At 70.7% G+C, this 17197-nt stretch carries 14 protein-coding genes; 13 read left to right on the forward strand and 1 reads right to left on the reverse strand.

Features of this window, described 5'->3' with window-relative positions; translation table 11 throughout:
- Window positions 1-110 precede the first annotated feature (110 nt).
- Both OG622_RS37970 and OG622_RS37975 read left to right on the forward strand, forming a co-directional pair.
- Window positions 111-1067, forward strand: a complete 957-nt coding sequence (locus OG622_RS37970; protein ID WP_371581147.1) for a 5-dehydro-4-deoxyglucarate dehydratase — start codon at window positions 111-113, stop codon at window positions 1065-1067.
- Window positions 1064-2230 (forward strand): hypothetical protein, encoded by a 1167-nt coding sequence (locus OG622_RS37975; RefSeq protein ID WP_371581148.1) that lies wholly within the window; start codon window positions 1064-1066, stop codon window positions 2228-2230. Before OG622_RS37970 ends, OG622_RS37975 begins: the two co-directional genes overlap by 4 nt.
- A gap of 38 nt (window positions 2231-2268) precedes the next feature.
- On the opposite strand, the gene OG622_RS37980 is transcribed toward OG622_RS37975, so the two are convergent.
- Window positions 2269-2877, reverse strand: a complete 609-nt coding sequence (locus OG622_RS37980) for a dihydrofolate reductase family protein (RefSeq protein ID WP_371581149.1) — start codon at window positions 2875-2877, stop codon at window positions 2269-2271.
- 300 nt (window positions 2878-3177) lie between these two features.
- On the opposite strand from OG622_RS37980, the gene OG622_RS37985 reads away from it, so the two are divergent.
- The 11 genes from OG622_RS37985 to OG622_RS38035 all read left to right on the forward strand — a co-directional run bounded on the left by OG622_RS37985 (window position 3178) and on the right by OG622_RS38035 (window position 17189).
- Complete coding sequence (locus tag OG622_RS37985; protein WP_371581150.1) at window positions 3178-3771, forward strand: TIGR03086 family metal-binding protein; 594 nt, start codon at window positions 3178-3180, stop codon at window positions 3769-3771.
- A gap of 966 nt (window positions 3772-4737) precedes the next feature.
- Complete coding sequence (locus tag OG622_RS37990; RefSeq protein WP_371581151.1) at window positions 4738-5412, forward strand: GntR family transcriptional regulator; 675 nt, start codon at window positions 4738-4740, stop codon at window positions 5410-5412.
- A 97-nt stretch (window positions 5413-5509) separates the two neighbouring features.
- Window positions 5510-6421, forward strand: coding sequence for a dihydrodipicolinate synthase family protein (locus OG622_RS37995; RefSeq protein WP_371581152.1), 912 nt, complete (start codon window positions 5510-5512; stop codon window positions 6419-6421).
- Window positions 6418-8139 (forward strand): L-arabinonate dehydratase, encoded by a 1722-nt coding sequence (gene araD, locus OG622_RS38000; RefSeq protein WP_371581153.1) that lies wholly within the window; start codon window positions 6418-6420, stop codon window positions 8137-8139. The genes OG622_RS37995 and araD overlap by 4 nt, the downstream gene beginning before the upstream one ends.
- 214 nt (window positions 8140-8353) lie before the next feature.
- A complete protein-coding gene (locus OG622_RS38005) occupies window positions 8354-9289 on the forward strand; it encodes a carbohydrate ABC transporter permease (protein WP_371581154.1) in 936 nt (311 codons plus the stop codon).
- Complete coding sequence (locus OG622_RS38010) at window positions 9286-10188, forward strand: carbohydrate ABC transporter permease (protein ID WP_371581155.1); 903 nt, start codon at window positions 9286-9288, stop codon at window positions 10186-10188. The genes OG622_RS38005 and OG622_RS38010 overlap by 4 nt, the downstream gene beginning before the upstream one ends.
- Window positions 10185-11492: a polysaccharide lyase family 1 protein gene (locus tag OG622_RS38015; protein ID WP_371581156.1), complete on the forward strand. Its 1308-nt coding sequence runs from the start codon at window positions 10185-10187 to the stop codon at window positions 11490-11492. Before OG622_RS38010 ends, OG622_RS38015 begins: the two co-directional genes overlap by 4 nt.
- Window positions 11489-12688 (forward strand): Gfo/Idh/MocA family protein, encoded by a 1200-nt coding sequence (locus OG622_RS38020; protein ID WP_371581157.1) that lies wholly within the window; start codon window positions 11489-11491, stop codon window positions 12686-12688. Before OG622_RS38015 ends, OG622_RS38020 begins: the two co-directional genes overlap by 4 nt.
- Window positions 12688-13533 carry a PmoA family protein gene (locus OG622_RS38025; protein WP_371581158.1) on the forward strand — a complete coding sequence of 282 codons (846 nt, stop codon included), beginning with the start codon at window positions 12688-12690 and terminating at the stop codon, window positions 13531-13533. Before OG622_RS38020 ends, OG622_RS38025 begins: the two co-directional genes overlap by 1 nt.
- Window positions 13530-15143, forward strand: a complete 1614-nt coding sequence (locus OG622_RS38030) for a family 43 glycosylhydrolase (RefSeq protein WP_371581159.1) — start codon at window positions 13530-13532, stop codon at window positions 15141-15143. Before OG622_RS38025 ends, OG622_RS38030 begins: the two co-directional genes overlap by 4 nt.
- Before the next feature lie 33 nt (window positions 15144-15176).
- On the forward strand, window positions 15177-17189 hold the full coding sequence (locus OG622_RS38035) for a pectinesterase family protein (RefSeq protein WP_371581160.1): 2013 nt from the start codon (window positions 15177-15179) through the stop codon (window positions 17187-17189).
- Window positions 17190-17197: the final 8 nt, after the last annotated feature.

Raw genomic sequence — 17197 nt, forward strand, 5'->3', positions numbered from 1 at the left:
AAGGAGGCGCCTTAGCGTGCTGTTGTTCAGAAATATAAACACTGGTCAGTGATATGGACTCACTAGGGGGAACCCATGAAGTGGGAGAGCCCGTGGACTTGGGAGAGCCCGTGACGTCAGCCCCTCTCACCGCCCGGCTCAGGGTCCCCAGCGGACCTCTGTTCTTCCCCGTCACGGCGTACGGCCCGGACGGCGCGGTCGATCTCGACGCCTACCGCGCGCACGTCCGCCAGGGCGTCGAGGCAGGGGCGGCCGCGGTCTTCGCCTGCTGCGGCACCGGCGAGTTCCACGCGCTCACGCCCGAGGAGTTCCAGGAGTGCGTACGGGCCGCCGTCGCGGAGACGGCCGGCCGGGTGCCGGTCGTGGCCGGCGCGGGCTACGGCACCGCCCTCGCCGTGCGCTACGCGCGTCTCGCCGAGGAGGCCGGCGCCGACGGCCTCCTCGCCATGCCGCCGTACCTCGTCGTGGCCGCCCAGGAAGGGCTGCTGCGCCACTACCGGGAACTCGCCGCGGCGACCTCCCTCCCCGTCGTCGTCTACCAGCGCGACAACGCCGTGTTCACACCGGAGACGGTGGTCGAACTGGCCCGCACGGAAGGGATCGTCGGCCTCAAGGACGGCGTCGGCGACCTGGACCTGATGACGCGGATCGTCAGCGCCGTGCGCGGCGAAGCCCCCGGCCCGGACGACTTCCTCTACTTCAACGGTCTGCCGACGGCCGAGCTGACCCAGCCCGCGTACCGGGCCGTCGGGGTCCCCCTGTACTCGTCGGCCGTCTTCTGCTTCGTACCGGAGATCGCCCTCGCGTTTCACGGGGCGCTCGGCGCGGGAGACGATGCGATCGTGGAACGGCTGCTCGACGGGTTCTACCGTCCCTTCGTCGAACTCCGGGCCCGGGGACGCGGCTATGCCGTGTCGTTGGTCAAGGCCGGGGTACGGCTACGAGGGCTGGACGTGGGAGAAGTACGGCCGCCGCTGCACGAGCCGGCAGAGGAACACGTCAAGCAGCTGGGCCAGTTGATCGAGCGCGGTCACGCGCTGCTGGAAGAGTGCCAGGAGGGCAAGTGAAGGCGTCGACGTTCGTCTACCCGTGGGACGTCAACGGGGATCCGGCCGCCGCGGAGCGCATCGCGGGGCTGGGTGTGCGCCAGGCGACGCTCGCCTCCGCGTACCACTCGACCCGCGCGCTCACCCCCCGCCACCCCCGGCAGCGCATCGTCACCGCCGAGCACGCGGCCGTGCTGTATCCGCCGGGTGCGCGTTGGCAGGGCCGTACGCTGCGGCCGTACCCGGCGGGGGAGTGGGCCCCCGGCGACGCGTTCGGGGAGGCGGCGACGGCGCTCGCCCACGCCGGTCTCGAAGTGCACACCTGGGTGGTCCTGGCCCACAACTCCCGCCTGGGCGCCGAGCATCCCTCGACCTCCGTGGTCAACGCGTACGGGGACCGTTATCCGTGGGCGCCGTGCGTCGCGCAGGAGGCGACCCGCGAGTACCTCGTCGATCTGGCGGTGGAGGCGGCGGTCCGGCCGGGCGCGCGCGGTACGGAACTGGAGTCGCTCGGCTGGTACGGCGTCTCCCACCTCCACGCCCACGACAAGACGGGCGGGGTCGGGCTGGGGGACGCCGGGCAGTACCTGATGTCGCTCTGCTTCTGCGGCACCTGCCGCGACGGATACGTCGAGGCCGGGCAGAACCCGGATGCTCTGGCGGCGGCCGTACGCGATGCGCTGGAACCGCTGTGGCGGGGCGAGACCTTCGACGACGGCTGGCCGGCCGTGGAGAAACGCCTCGGGGCCGAGCGGGCCGAGGCCACGCGGATGTGGCGCGACGCGATCGCGCGCTCGCTCCAGGAGACGGCCGTCACGGCGGTACGTTCCGCCGCGCCCGCGGGGTTCCAGGTGCTCCTGCACGCGGACCCGGTGACGTATCACTGCGGGGCGAACCCGGGCGTCGACCCCGCGCACATTCTGGGTGTGGCGGACGGTGTCGTCGTGCCGTGTGCGGGCGGGCCGGGACTGCTGCCGGCGTTCGCCGGGGTCGAGGCCGAGGGCGCCGTGCTGGCCGCCAACTTCGGAGTCGTGTCGGGAATGGGCGGCAGCCCGGTGACGCTGGCCGAGGACGCGGGGCGGGCGGTGGAGCTGGGTGCGACCGAACTGCGTCTGTACCACGCGGGGTTGGCCTCGGACCAGGACCTGGCGGCGGTACGGGAGGCGCTGACGGCGGTGGGGTGAGCCGAGGGGAGAGGGGGCGTGCGACAGCACGCTCCCGCTCAGGGCAGCACGCGGTAGGTCACGTGCGTGACCAGGCTCGCCGGCCGGGAGTCCACCTGCTCCAGTGCCATCGGTGGGACTCCCTCGAACAGGCGCGTGCCGGCGCCCAGGGTGAGCGGCACGATGTGCAGCCGAAGCTCGTCGATCAGGCCGGCGGCGAGGTACTGGTTGATGGTGGTCGCGCCGCCCTGGACCGCGACGTCGCCGTCGCCGGCCGCCGCGCGTGCCTGTGCGAGTGCCGACTCGATTCCGTCGGTGACGAAGCGGAACGTGGTGCCGCCGTCCATCGGCTGCGGCTCGCGGGCGTGGTGGGTGAGCACGAACACCGGTGCGTGGAACGGCGGATCGTCGCCCCACCAGCCGTTCCACCGCCGGTCCCATGCGCCACGCACCGGGCCGAACATGTTGCGCCCCATGATGAATGCCCTGGCGGCGGCCATCCGGTCGATCTCGGCCCGGTTCTCGTCAGGAGTGTCGAACATCCAGGCGTGCAGTGTGCCGCCCGTACCGTCGCCGCCGTCGTCACCGAACGGGCGTTCGTCGCTCTGGTTGAGTCCGGCCGAGTACCCGTCGGCCGAGACCGTGATGTCGCAGATCACCTTGCCCATGCGTACAGGGTCCCCTACTTGTCGGCGATGGCGTAGGAGACCGGCCGCTGTCAGTAGGCACATCATCCCCACGGTCGGCAGCAGCACCAGGGGGTCGACCAGCTGGCTGGTGATCGTGGCGCTGAGGGGACCCGCCGTACGGATCGGGCGGATGCCCTAGGAATCGTCGCCGGGAGGGGTGGGTGCGGGGCGAGCGATGAGTTCTCGGGGCGGCGGAGGTCTATCGAACAAGAGACACACACGACTCCGGCACGTCTCCGAGAAGTGCTGGAAGCACCTGAAGCACCGAAGGAGCACGGCATGACCGACCACGCCCCGGCCCCCCTCGACCTCGCCCCCCAGGCCCGTATCATCGCCCGCCTCGCTCAAGGTGTCCGCGACGATCAGCTCTCCGATCCCACCCCGTGCCCGGAGTACGCCGTGCACAACATTCTCGGGCACCTGCTCGGGCTGGCCGTCGCCTTCCGGGACGCGGGCCGGAAGGACCTGGGGCCGACGACGGACACCGACCCGCAGGCGGCGCTCCCCGCCGTCGGGCCGGGGTGGCGTGAGGCGTTGCCGCAGATGCTCGACGAGCTCGCCGAGGCCTGGCGGGACGCGGCCGCATGGACGGGGGAGACCCGGGCGGGCGGAGTGCCGTTGCCGGGGGTGATCGCCGGGGCCGTGGCGGCGGACGAGCTGGTCGTGCACGGCTGGGACCTTGCCCGGGCCACCGGTCAGGTGTACGAACCCGATCCGGCTGCCCTCGCCGCGACGCACTCCTTCCTCGCCGCCTCGGCCGACGATCCCTCGCGCGGCGACATCTTCGGCCCGGTGGTGCCCGTACCGGACGACGCGCCGCTGCTGGACCGCGCGATCGGGCTGAGCGGACGCGATCCGATCTGGAAGCCGTAGATTCCCGCGACGGAAGGCCGGAACGCCGGAACGCAGGAACGACGGAACGCAACAACCACGCAATCGCACCCTGACCTTCACCGTCCTCGACACCGCCTCTCCGCACCCCGCCCGGGTCGGCCCGCCTCCGGCTGTCCACCGCGCGGCGGGGGGCCGAGGGGGGACGCGGAGTTCGGTACGTTCGCCGAGTTGCAGCGGCACACAGATCCCGCCCGCCCGGCCGGCCGCCACCCCCGCCCGGCTCACGGCGATCTGGATCTCGCATCCGCACGCCGACCTCCCCCAGTCTCGGCTTCGCTCGACCGGGCGGTACCCCGTCGCGGATCCGGTGGCCGCGATGTACGGGTTCGCGTACGGCGGCTCCACCCTGCCCGCGCCGCTGCCCCGCCCGCGCGTCCGGTGACCGCGCGGGGCGGCTCGCGGTCTGCCTCGGGCGGCCGGGCATGGCGCTCCTGAGCGGGGTGTTCGACGTCGCCCCCGTACGACGTGCCATGCGGTCCGGCACTGGAGTGGAATCTCGGCCTCACCGTCCGTGCCCTGGTCCACGACGTGGAGTCCTACGGGCTGCGCGCCCAGCGCAGGGGGCAGGTCTTCGCGTACTCGGAGGACAGCGGTCCGTGCGACGGGCTCGGTCAACTGGACGCCGACGCCGACCTGTTCCTGTGCGCGGCGGATGTCGGCACGCATCGCGAAGGCGAACCCCGGGCGCATCCCACGCCGGACGCGGACGGGACGTACGAGGGCGGCCGTCGTCCTCGGTGGAGCGGCCCGGAGCGTGCGCGAGGGCGACACCAAGATCGCGTGACGGCGGCCACATCTTCTTTTGCCAGAAGCATTGACGAAACACGAAGCCCCTCCTACCTTCAACCCGTCGCACTTCGTACGTCATATATGAGACGCGATACGTGAGATCCCATACCTGAGATCCCATATGTGAGAGCCACACGTGAGAACCGAGAGGCGCGCATGACCTCTGTGCCCACGCCGATCCCGTCCCGCACGCAGTTCGTGCTGGAGGGGATCAAGCACCGCATCCTCACCGGGCAGTTGACGCCCGGTCAGGCCCTGGTCGAAACCGACCTGGCCGCGCAGTTCGGGGTGTCCAAGACACCCGTGCGAGAGGCGCTCAAGACACTGGCCGGGACCGGGCTCGTCGTGATGAGCCAGTACAAGGGCGTCACGGTGCGCATGGTGGACGCGGACATGGCGCGCGAGGTCTACGACGTACGGCTGCTCCTGGAGCCGGAGGCCCTGCGGCGCTCGGTGCGGCGCGGTGCCCCGTGGGACGTGGCGAGCGATGCGTTGACCAGGGCCGACGAGGCCACGGACACCGCCGAACGGTCGCTGGCCAATCGGGAGTTCCACCGCGCGCTGTATGTGCCGTGCGGGAATCCGCTGCTCGGCCGGATGCTCGACGAGGTACGTGACCAGGCCGCTCTGGTGTCGGCCGTCGCCTGGGCCGCCGACCCGTCCTGGGAGCGGGAGGCCGCCGAGCACCGGGAGATCCTGCGGCTCGCCCTCGACGGCGACGGCGACGGCGCGGCCGCCGCCCTGCACGCGCACATCGCCTCGTTCGTCGAACGGGCCTTCCCAGGGGCCGGCGAGGAACAACAGGCCCAGCAAGCCCAGCAGGCCCTGTAAGCCCCCGAGTCCACGAGGCACGGCGAGCCCGCACGACGCGGCGGACCCGCCAGCCCTCCGCAGTCCTCCAAGAAGTCCTTGCAGAGGAAGGTCATCAATGAGCAGCGTGACGTTCGAGACCCAACGGACGGCTCTGGCCGACGTGGTGGCCATCCCGGTGACTCCGTTCGCCGAGGACGGCACCGTCGACCAGAGCGCCCACCGGGCCCTGCTGCGTCGGCTGCTCGACGGAGGGATCACCACCCTCACCCCGAACGGCAACACCGGCGAGTTCTACGCCCTCACCCCCGAAGAGCGCCGTCTGGTCACCGAGTTGACGATGGACGAGGTCGGCGACCGGGCCGTGATCCTGGTCGGCGTCGGACACGACGTGCCGACCGCCGTCGCCTCCGCCGAGCACGCCCGTGAGATCGGGGCGCAGATGGTGATGGTCCATCAGCCGGTCCACCCGTACGTGTCGCAGGACGGCTGGGTCGACTACCACCGGGCGATCGCGGAGGCCGTGCCCGAGCTGGGCGTCGTGCCCTACATCCGCAACGCCCAGCTCACCGGAGTCCGGCTCGCCGAACTCGCCGACACCTGTCCGAACGTGATCGGGGTCAAGTACGCCGTGCCGGACGCCGCGCGCTTCGCCGCCTTCGCCCGCGACGCCGGCCTGGAGCGCTTCGTCTGGGTCGCCGGGCTCGCCGAGCCCTACGCACCCTCCTACTTCTCGGCCGGCGCCACCGGCTTCACCTCGGGGCTGGTGAACGTCGCCCCGGCCGTCTCGCTGAACATGATCGAAGCACTTCGATCGGGTGACTTCCCGGCCGCCATGAAGGTCTGGGAGCAGATCCGGCGCTTCGAGGAGCTGCGCGCCGCCAACGGCTCCGCCAACAACGTCACCGTCGTCAAGGAGGCCCTCGCCTCCCTCGGCCTCTGCCGCCGCGACGTCCGGGCACCCAGCAGACACCTGCCCGAGGACGAACGCGCCGAGGTCGCCGCCATTGCCGCCCGGTGGTCGATATGAAGAAGCCGGAAGAACTCAGAAGCCACCAGTGGTACGGCACGGACGGCCTGCGCTCCTTCAGCCACCGCGCCCGTACCCGCCAGCTCGGCTACCTTCCCGAGGAGCACCTCGGCAAGCCGGTCATCGCGATCCTCAACACCTGGTCCGACATCAACCCCTGTCATGTGCACCTCCGGGACCGCGCGCAGGCGGTCAAGCGGGGTGTGTGGCAGGCGGGCGGCTTCCCGCTGGAGTTCCCGGTCTCGACCCTCTCCGAGACCTTCCAGAAGCCGACCCCCATGCTCTACCGCAACATGCTCGCGATGGAGACCGAGGAACTGCTCCGCTCGTACCCGGTCGACGGGGCCGTGCTGATGGGCGGTTGCGACAAGTCGACACCCGCGCTGCTCATGGGCGCCGCCTCCGTCGACCTGCCGGCCGTGTTCGTGCCCGCCGGGCCGATGCTGCCCGGGCACTGGCGCAACGAGGTCCTCGGCTCCGGCACCGACATGTGGAAGTACTGGGACGACAAGCGCGCCGGGCTCATCGGCGACTGCGAGATGACCGAGCTGGAGTCCGGTCTCGCGCGCTCGCCGGGCCACTGCATGACGATGGGTACGGCGTCCACGCTCACCGCCGCCGCCGAGGCGCTCGGCGTCACGGTCCCTGGCGCGTCCAGCATTCCGGCCGTCGACTCGGGACATGACCGCATGGCGGCCGCGGCCGGGCTCAGGATCGTCGAACTGGTCCACAAGGGCCGGAAGCTGAACGACATCCTCACCGCCGACGCCTTCGAGGACGCGGTCACCACCGTCCTCGGACTCGGCGGCTCGACCAACGCGGTCATCCACCTCATCGCCATGGCCGGACGCGCGGGCGTCAGGCTCACCCTCGACGACTTCGACCGCATCGCCCGAACGGTCCCGGTGCTCGCCAATGTCCGGCCCGGCGGCCAGAAGTACCTGATGGAGGACTTCCACTTCGCGGGTGGCCTCCCCGGGTTCCTGTCCCGGATCACCGACCTGCTCCACCTGGACCGGCCGACCGTCTCGCACGACACGATGCGCGAGCAGCTCGACGGTGCGCTCGTGCACGACGACGACGTGATCCGCGCCCGGGACAACCCGGTCGCCACCGAGGGCGGGGTCGCCGTCCTGCGCGGCAACCTCTGCCCCGACGGCGCGGTCATCAAGCACATCTCCGCCGAGCCGCACCTGCTCAAGCACACCGGTCCCGCGGTCGTCTTCGACGACTACCGGACGATGCAGCGCACGATCAACGACCCGTCCCTCGGGATCACCGCCGACAGCGTGCTGGTGCTGCGCAACTCCGGACCCAAGGGCGGACCGGGCATGCCCGAGTACGGGATGCTGCCCATCCCCGACCATCTGCTGAAGCAGGGTGTACGGGACATGGTGCGGATCTCCGACGCCCGGATGAGCGGCACGAGTTACGGCGCCTGCGCCCTGCACATCGCACCGGAGTCGTACGTCGGCGGGCCCCTCGCCCTCGTGCGCACCGGTGACTCGATCACCCTCGACGTCGAGGCCCGCTCTCTCCAGCTCAACGTGGACGACGAGGAGTTGGAGCGCCGCCGGGCTCAGTGGACACCACCGCCCACCCGGTACGAGCGCGGCTACGGCGCGCTCTACAACGAACAGATCACCCAGGCGGACACCGGCTGCGACTTCGAGTTCCTGGCCCGGCCGGGCAAGGTCCCGGACCCGTACGCGGGCTGAACGACCCGATCCCGGGCCCTGAAGGGGCGCGGGGAACCGCGCGACCAGCCAGAACGCACCCGCACCCGCCACACGACCGCAAGAGGCACCCCGTATCGCGCGACCGGCACACCCCCGCACATCGAGAAAGCGCTTCCTGCACGACGAGAGCACGACGAGAGCGCCACGAGAGCACGACACAACGCACGACGTACCAAGAAACGGAGCCCCAGTCATGGCCCAAGCCGCAGCCGTGGCGAAACCGCCCGCGCCACCCCGGCGGCGCCGTGCCTCCGCGACACCGCGCAGGCTGCCATACCTGCTGATCGCCCCGGCCGCCCTGCTCATGCTGGGCTTCATCGCCTACCCGGTCATCAGCGTCTTCTACTACAGCCTGCAGCACTACAACCCGACGAAACCCTGGCGGAACGGCTTCGCCGGCTTCGACAACTTCGTCCACGCCTTCACCGAGGACCCCCTGTTCTGGGACACCCTCGTCTTCAGCGCCAAGTGGGTGGTCGTCGAGGTCTCGCTGCAGCTGCTGTTCGGTCTGGCGCTCGCGCTGATCGTCAACCAGACGTTCGTCGGGCGGGCGGTCGGCCGCGCACTGGTCTTCTCGCCCTGGGCCGTCTCCGGCGTGCTGACCTCCGCGATCTGGGTGCTCCTCTACAACTCCCAGACAGGCATCACCCGTTACCTCGCGGACATGGGCCTCGGCGAGTACGGCACCAGCTGGCTCTCCGACACCTCCACCGTCTTCTCGGCGGCGATCGTCGCCGACCTGTGGCGCGGTGTCCCCTTCTTCGCGATCCTCATCCTCGCCGACCTCCAGTCCGTCTCGAAGGACCTGTACGAGGCCGCAGAGGTCGACGGTGCCAGCCGTGTCCGGCAGTTCCTGCACATCACGCTGCCGCACCTGAAGGACGCGATCATCCTCTCCACGCTGCTGCGCGCGGTGTGGGAGTTCAACAACGTCGACCTCCTCTACACCCTGACCGGTGGTGGGCCGGCGGGTGAGACCACGACTCTCCCGCTGTACATCGCCAACACCTCGGTCGACGCCCACAACTTCGGCTACGCGTCCGCCCTGACCACGGTCGCGTTCGTGATCCTTCTCTTCTGCTCGATGGTCTATCTGCGGCTCAGCAAGTTCGGAGGCGAGTCCAAGTGATCACCAAGGACGCCGAGAAGGTCGCTCCGGTGCGGCCCGCGCCCGTGGCCGAGGAGCCCCCGAGGCGCCCGGGCAAGGTCCGCCGCGCCTGGGACGAGGTCCCGCGCTGGCAGATCTACCTGCCGCTGGGGATCTACCTGGTCTTCACCCTCGTCCCCTTCTACTGGATCCTGCTCTTCGCGCTGCGCAAGCCCGGCTCGACCTCGCTGGTGCCGTGGCCGATCACGTTCGAGCACTTCGAGAAGGTGTGGAACGAGCGCAGCTTCGGGGTCTACTTCCAGAACAGTGTGCTCGTCGGTGTCGTCACCCTGCTGATGACCACGCTCGTCGCCCTGGCCGGCGGCTATGCCCTCGCCCGCTTCGACTTCAAGATCAAGCGCGGGTTCATGCTGGCGCTGCTGTGCTCCCAGTTCGTGCCGGGCGCGCTGCTCCTCGTCCCGCTGTTCCAGATCTTCGCCGAACTGCAGATGATCAACTCGCTCGGCAGTGTCATCCTCGCCGAGACGGTCTTCCAGCTGCCGCTGTCGATCATCCTGATCAGCAACTTCATCAAGAACGTGCCGTACACGCTGGAGGAAGCGGCCTGGGTGGACGGCTGCAACCGGTTCACCGCGTTCCGGGTGATCGTGCTGCCGCTGCTGCGGCCCGGTCTGATCGCCGTCGGCTCCTTCGCCTTCGTGCACTCCTGGAACCACTTCCTGTTCGCCCTGATGTTCCTCAGCAACCAGGACAAGCAGACCATCCCGGTCGGCCTCAACACCCTGCTCAGCGCCGACAGCGTCGACCTGGGCGCGCTGGCGGCCGGCGGCATCATCGCCGCCGTACCGGTGGTCATCGTCTTCGCCTTCATCCAGAAGTGGCTGATCACGGGCTTCAGCGCAGGGGCGGTGAAGGGATGACCGTACTCAGGAGAGCGGTGCAACTCGTCGCCCTCGCAGGGGTGCTGGGCGCGACGCTCACCACCCCGGCCGGGGCCGGGTCCCGGGACATCGGCCGGGACACGCTCGCTGCGGACGACGGCTGGGCGGCCGCCGACGGTGGTACCACGGGGGGTTCCACCGCAGACGACGCCCATGTCTTCACCGTGCGCGACCGGAGCGAGCTGGTCCGCGCGCTGGACGGCGGCAGCGCCACTCCGAAGATCATCCGCATCGCGGGGACCGTCGACGCCAACACCGCCGACGACGGCGACAGGCTCGACTGCGCCGACTACGCGACCGACGGCTACGACCTGAAGGAGTACCTGGCCGCGTACGACCCGCGCACCTGGGGCTCCGCCAGGCCCAGCGGCCCCCAGGAGGAGGCCCGCCAGGTGTCGGCCGCGAAGCAGGCCGAGCGGATCGAACTGGCCGTCGGCTCCAACACCACCATCGTCGGCCTCGGTTCCTCGGCGGTCCTCAAGGGCGCCAGTCTCCAGCTCAGGGGCGTGGACAACGTCATCGTCCGCAACCTCGAACTCCGGGACGCCTACGACTGCTTCCCCGTCTGGCAGCCCAACACCGGCGGCCTCGGCGACTGGAAGACGGCGTACGACAACATCTGGGTGCGCGGCTCCAGTCATGTCTGGGTCGACCACGTCACGATCTCCGACAAGGGCCACCCCGATGCGGACGAGCCGACGTACTTCGGCCGCAACTACCTCCGGCACGACGGCCTGCTCGACATCACCAACGCCTCCGACCTGGTCACCGTCTCGTGGAGCCGCTTCGTCGACCACGACAAGGGGATCCTGATCGGCAACGGCGACACGGCCACCGGCGACCGGGGCAGGCTCCGGGTGACGCTGCACCACAACCAGTTCGAGAACGTCGTGCAGCGCGCGCCGCGCGTCCGCTTCGGCCAGGTCCACCTGTACAACAACCGGTACGTCGTCCCGGCCGACGCCCACGACTACCGCTACTCCTTCGGCGTCTCCACCGAGTCCGCCGTGTACGCGGAGAACAACGCGTTCACCACACCCGGCCATGTCGAGGCCGCCGACCTGGTGAAGAGCTGGAACGGCACCGCCCTGCACCAGACGGGCACCCTCTTCAACGGCTATCCGGTGGATCTCCTGGCCATCCACAACGCCTACAACTCCGGCAGCGAGCGTGATCTCACGGCCGACGTGGGCTGGGCGCCTACCCTGCACCAAAAGATCGACAGCGCCGGGAAGGCCGACCGAGAGGTGGCACGAGGCGCGGGCGCAGGGAGGATCCGATGAACCCGACGAACCAGAAGAACCCGCACACCGCGACGTACGACACCCCGCTTCCGCTGGTCCTCGCGGGTGCCCGCGGCCACGGCCGCTGGCACCTGGAGAACATCCGGCGGCTGCAGGACAAGGGCATCGTCCGGCTCGCCGGCATCTGCGAGCTGACCCCGCTGGGCGCCGACGAGATCCCGGACGGCCTCGGCACACCCGAGCAGTCCGCCGACTTCGGGGCCCTCCTCGACACCACGGGCGCCGCGATCGCCGTGATCTGCACCCCGATCCCGACCCACACGGACCTGGCGCTGGTGGCGGCCCGGAGGGGCGTGCACGTCCTGCTGGAGAAGCCGCCGGCCCCGTCGTACGCCGAGTTCCGCCGGATGGCGGACGGGGTCGCGGAAGCCGGCGCGGTCTGCCAGATCGGGTTCCAGTCGCTGGGCTCGCACGCCGTGCCCGCGATCCGGAAGATGGTCGCGGAGGGCCTGATCGGTGAGGTCGTCGGCATCGGCGGTGCCGGGGCCTGGGCCCGCGCCGAGGCGTACTACCGGCGGGCACCCTGGGCGGGCAAGCGGCGCCTGAACGGCGTGGACGTGATCGACGGGGCGCTCACCAACCCCCTCGCGCACGCCGTCGCCACCGGGCTCGCGCTCGCCGGCGCGGGCCGCGCCGAGGACGTCACCGCCATCGAGACCGAGCTGCTGCGCGCCAACGACATCGAGTCCGACGACACCTCGTGCGTACGGGTCACCACCGCCGACGGCGGCCGGATCACCGTCGCCGTCACGCTGTGCGCCGAGGACCCGGGCGAGCCGTACAACGTCGTGCACGGCACCAGTGGCCGGATCACCTTCTGGTACAAGCAGGACCGGGTGCTCGTCCAGCGGGCCGGACACGGCCCGGAGGAGATCGAGTACGCCCGCACGGACCTCCTGGAGAACCTCGTCGACCACCTCGTCGACGGCACCGATCTGCTGGTCCCGCCGGCGGTGACCGGCGCGTTCATGAAGGTCGTCGAGGCGATCCGGGTCGCCCCGGACCCCATCGCGCTCCCGGCCGACGCCTGGCACCGGCTGCCCGACGAGGACCGCCGGGTCGTCGACGGCATCGACGGCCTCGTCACGGCCGCCGCCGACAACCTCGCCCTCTACTCCGAACTCGGCGCCTCCTGGGCGCTCCCCGCAGCACCGGCGAAAGAGGTGAGCACTTGATGACGACCGACGAATCCCTGGTCCTGCGGGTGGCGGGCCGTCCGGTGGGCCGCTATCTCACCCGGCCCGAACTGCCGGAGCGGCACTCGCCCCGCCCCTATCTGCATCCCGTCACCACCCTGTCCGGTACGGCGGTCACCGAACTGAGCCCCGCCGACCACCTCCACCACCTCGGCGTCGGTGTCGCCGTTCCCGACGTCGAGGGGCACAACTTCTGGGGCGGGCGGACCTACGTCCGCGACCAGGGCCCGACCGAGCTCGACAACCACGGCTCCCAGCGCCACACCGCCTTCCAGCTGCGCGACCCCGACGGCTTCGTCGAGGAACTGCGCTGGTTGGCGTCCGGCAAAGAGCTGCTGCGCGAGCGCCGCACGGTCGCGGCCACCGAACTCACCGACTCGGCCTGGGCGTTGGACTTCACCTTCTCCCTCACCAACACCACCGACGGCCCGTTGTCGATCGGCAGCCCCGCCACCAACGGCCGCCCCGGCGCCGCGTACGGCGGCTTCTTCTGGCGGGCCCGAAAGGAAGCCGCCGCACCCCGCGTCTTCACCGCCGACGCGGAGGGCGAGTCCGAGGTCCACGGCGCCCGCGCCGACTGGCTCGCCCTGGCCGGCGGCAACTGGACGCTCGTCTTCGCCGGGGCCACCGACACCACCCGCCGCGACCCGTGGTTCGTCCGCGCCGAGGAGTACCCCGGCGTCGGCTCCTCCCTCGCCCACACCGAGCGCCTCCCGATCGAACCGGGCGAGACCGCCGTACGCCGGGTCGTCACCGTCGTCGCCGACGGCACCCTCGACCGGGGCGGGGCCGCGGCCCTCGTCCGCAAGGCGGTGAGCCCGTGAGCGCGACAACCGGTGCCCTCGCCGCCACGGCCGGTGCGTCCGCCACCGTCGCCGCCACTGCCTCCGCGCCCGCGCTCTCCGCCGACCAGGGCGACGGCACCTACCGCAACCCGGTTCTCGACGCCGACTGGTCCGACCCCGACGTCCTGAGCGTGGGCGACGACTTCTACATGACGGCCTCCAGCTTCGGCCGGGCCCCGGGCCTTCCCCTGCTCCACTCCCGGGACCTGGTCAACTGGACGCTCGTCGGCCACGCGCTCCAACTCCTGGAACCGGCGGCCGAGTTCAGGGTCCCGCGGCACGACTGCGGGGTGTGGGCGCCCTCGCTGCGGCACTTCGACGACCGGTTCTGGATCTTCTGGGGCGACCCCGACCAGGGCATCTTCCAGGTCAACGCCCCCGGAATCAGGGGGCCCTGGACCCGACCGCACCTGGTCAAGGAGGGCAAGGGACTCATCGACCCCTGCCCGCTGTGGGACGAGGAGACCGGCGAGGCGTACCTGGTGCACGCCTGGGCCAAGTCCCGCTCCGGGATCAAGAACCGGCTCACCGGGCACCGTATGCGGCCCGACGGCACCGGACTGCTCGACGAGGGCAAGGTCATCGTCGACGCGGACCGGCTTCCCGGCTGGTTCACGCTGGAGGGGCCCAAGCTCTACCGCCACGACGGCTGGTACTGGATCTTCGCCCCCGCCGGGGGCGTGGAGACCGGCTGGCAGGGCGTCCTCCGCTCCCGCGAGTTCTTCGGGCCCTACGAGGAGCGGATCGCCCTGGAGCAGAAGGACACCGAGGTCAACGGTCCGCACCAGGGCGGCTGGGTGCGCACGGCGGCCGGCGAGGACTGGTTCGCGCACTTCCAGCAGCGGGGCGCGTACGGCCGGGTCGTCCACCTCCAGCCGATGCGCTGGGCTCCGGACGGCTGGCCCGTGCTCGGCGACGAGGGCGCCCCCGTCGCCGTACACCGCAAGCCGAAGCTGCCGCCGCAGCCGCCGGCCGCGCCCGCCACCGACGACGACTTCCCCGGCGGCCGCTTCGGACGCCAGTGGCAGTGGACCGCGAACCCGCAGGACGGCTGGGCCACCCAGCACTCCGGGGACGGGCTGCGGCTCACGTGCGCACGCTCCGTGCACGCGCACGACCTGCGGAAACTGGCGAATGTGCTCACACAGCGGCTGCCGGGGATCCCGGCCGTCATCGAGGTGGAGCTGAGGCTCGACAGCGAGGAACCGGGGGCGCGGGCAGGGCTCGCGGTGCTCGGGGACGCGTTTCGCTGGATCGGACTCCAGCGGGGGGCCGACGGGACCGTGCACCTCGTCCACCGGTTCGCCGAGACCGTCGCCGAGCGGGAGCGGGACGCCGACCATCCGCAGCCGGCCCCCGAGGGACGGGCCCGGCTGCGGATCGAGACCTCGGCGGGGGCGCGCTGCCGCTTCTCCTACGACGTGGGGGAGGGGTGGGAGTCCTCGGGACAGGTCTTCGCCGCCACCCCCTGGCGCTGGGTCGGCGCCCTGCTCGGCCTCTTCGCGGTCGCGCCCACCGGCGGGGGCCACGCCGGGGCGGCCACGTTCACACAGTTCCGGATCACCGCCGCACGAGCCACGACCGCCTGACCCCCAGTCTTCGTACGCCTGTTTGGAGCCGCAATGACGCACCTCCGTAGCAAGCGCTTGCCGCACCGAGGGAGAGCCTTAGCCGCCGTCACCGCCCTGATCGCCTCGTTCGTCGTCGGCGCGTTCACCCCTGCGGAGGCCGTGGCCGTGTCCGCCACCGAGTCCGCCGAGACCGCCCGGTCCGTGGGGGCGCCCCGCTGGAGTGACCGGCCGCACGGCTTCGCCTCCCTCGACGGCGGTACCACCGGTGGCGCGGGCGGCAAGGTCGTGACCGTCTCCGACCAGGCCTCGCTGGTGCGGTACGCGGCCGCCGCGGAGCCGTACGTCATCCGGGTGGCCGGGGCGATCGACGTCGAACCCTTCGGCTCGGACATCGTCGTGACCTCCGACAAGACGATCATCGGCGTCGGCGACACCGGCGAGATCGTCCACGGCGAGCTGCACCTCAACCCCGGTACCAGCAACGTCATCATCCGCAACCTGACGATCCGGGACTCCTACGTCGAGGGCGACTGGGACGGTAAGACGACCGACTTCGACGCGATCCAGATGGACACCGTCGACCACGTCTGGATCGACCACAACCGCTTCGAGCGCATGGGCGACGGACTCCTCGACATCCGCAAGGACAGCCGGTACGTCACCGTCTCCTACAACCAGTTCAAGAACCACAACAAGGCCCTCGGTATCGGCTGGACGACCAACGTCCGGACCGAGATCACCATCGACCACAACTGGTTCACCGGCACGAAGCAGCGCAACCCTTCCGCCGACAACTGCGCCTACGCCCACCTCTACAACAACTACCTCTCGGCACAGGTGGCCGACGGCGACCCCGTGTGGACCTACGGGAACTGGTCGCGCGGCAAGACGAAGATGGTCATCGAGAACAGCTACTACGACGGGGTCCAGCACCCCTACCAGGCCGACGCCACCGCCGAGTTGGTGCAGCGCGGATCGATCCTGAAGAACGTCGGCGGACGCCAGGACGCGTGGGGCGCGGCCTTCGACCCCAAGGACTTCTACGCCTACCGGCTCGACCGGGCCGCCGCCGTGCCCACGCTGGTCACGCGCTTCTCGGGCCCGCAGAAGGGCATCGGCGCGAACACCGTGCTGAACGTCCCCGGCGACTACGCGACCGTCCAGGCCGCCGTCGACGCCGTGCCCGCAGGCAACGACGGCACCGTCACGATCCGTATCGCGCCCGGCACCCACCGCGCGAAGGTCCTGGTCCCCGCGAACAAGCCGAACCTGGTGCTGCAGGGGACTGGACAGGATCGCTCGGACACCGTCATCGTCTACGACACGCCCGCCGAGTACGGCGGCTCCAACGGCAGCGCCACCGTGCGGATCCTCGCCAGTGACGTGACCGCCCGCAACCTCACCTTCAGCAACGACTTCGACGAGGCCGCGCACGAGCTGAAGGGCGAGCAGGCGCTGGCGGTGAAGACGACCGGCGACCGGATCGTCTTCGAGAACACTGCCTTCCTGGGCAACCAGGACACCCTGATGACCGACAGCCCCAGGCTCGACGTCATCAGCCGGGTCTACATCCGCGACTCGTACATCGAGGGCGATGTCGACTTCGTCTACGGTCGCGCCACGACCGTGATCGAGCGCTCCCTGATCAAGGCGCTCAGCCGGGGCTCGGACAGCAACAACGGCTACATCACGGCCGCCTCCACCTGGAAGGACAACCCCTACGGCTTCCTGATCACCAGGTCGAAGGTCGTCAGTGACGCGCCCGCCGGGACCTACCACCTCGGCCGGCCCTGGCACCCGGGCGGTGAGCCGAACGCCGTCGCCCAGGTGCTCTTCCGGGACACCGAGCTGCCCGCCGCGATCAAGTCGTCGCCGTGGACGGACATGAGCGGGTTCTCGTGGAAGGACGCGCGGTTCACGGAGTACCGGACGTACGGGCCGGGGGCCGGCGTGACCGCCGACCGGCCGCAGCTCGACGGGGCGGACGCCTCGGCCCACACGGTCACCAAGTACCTCGCGGGGACGGACGGTTGGGCGCCGCACAGCGGGCGCACCGGCCACTGAGTCCGCTC

Origin of the sequence: Streptomyces sp. NBC_01314, from assembly GCF_041435215.1 — a bacterium.
In the GTDB taxonomy this organism is placed as follows: Bacteria; Actinomycetota; Actinomycetes; order Streptomycetales; family Streptomycetaceae; genus Streptomyces.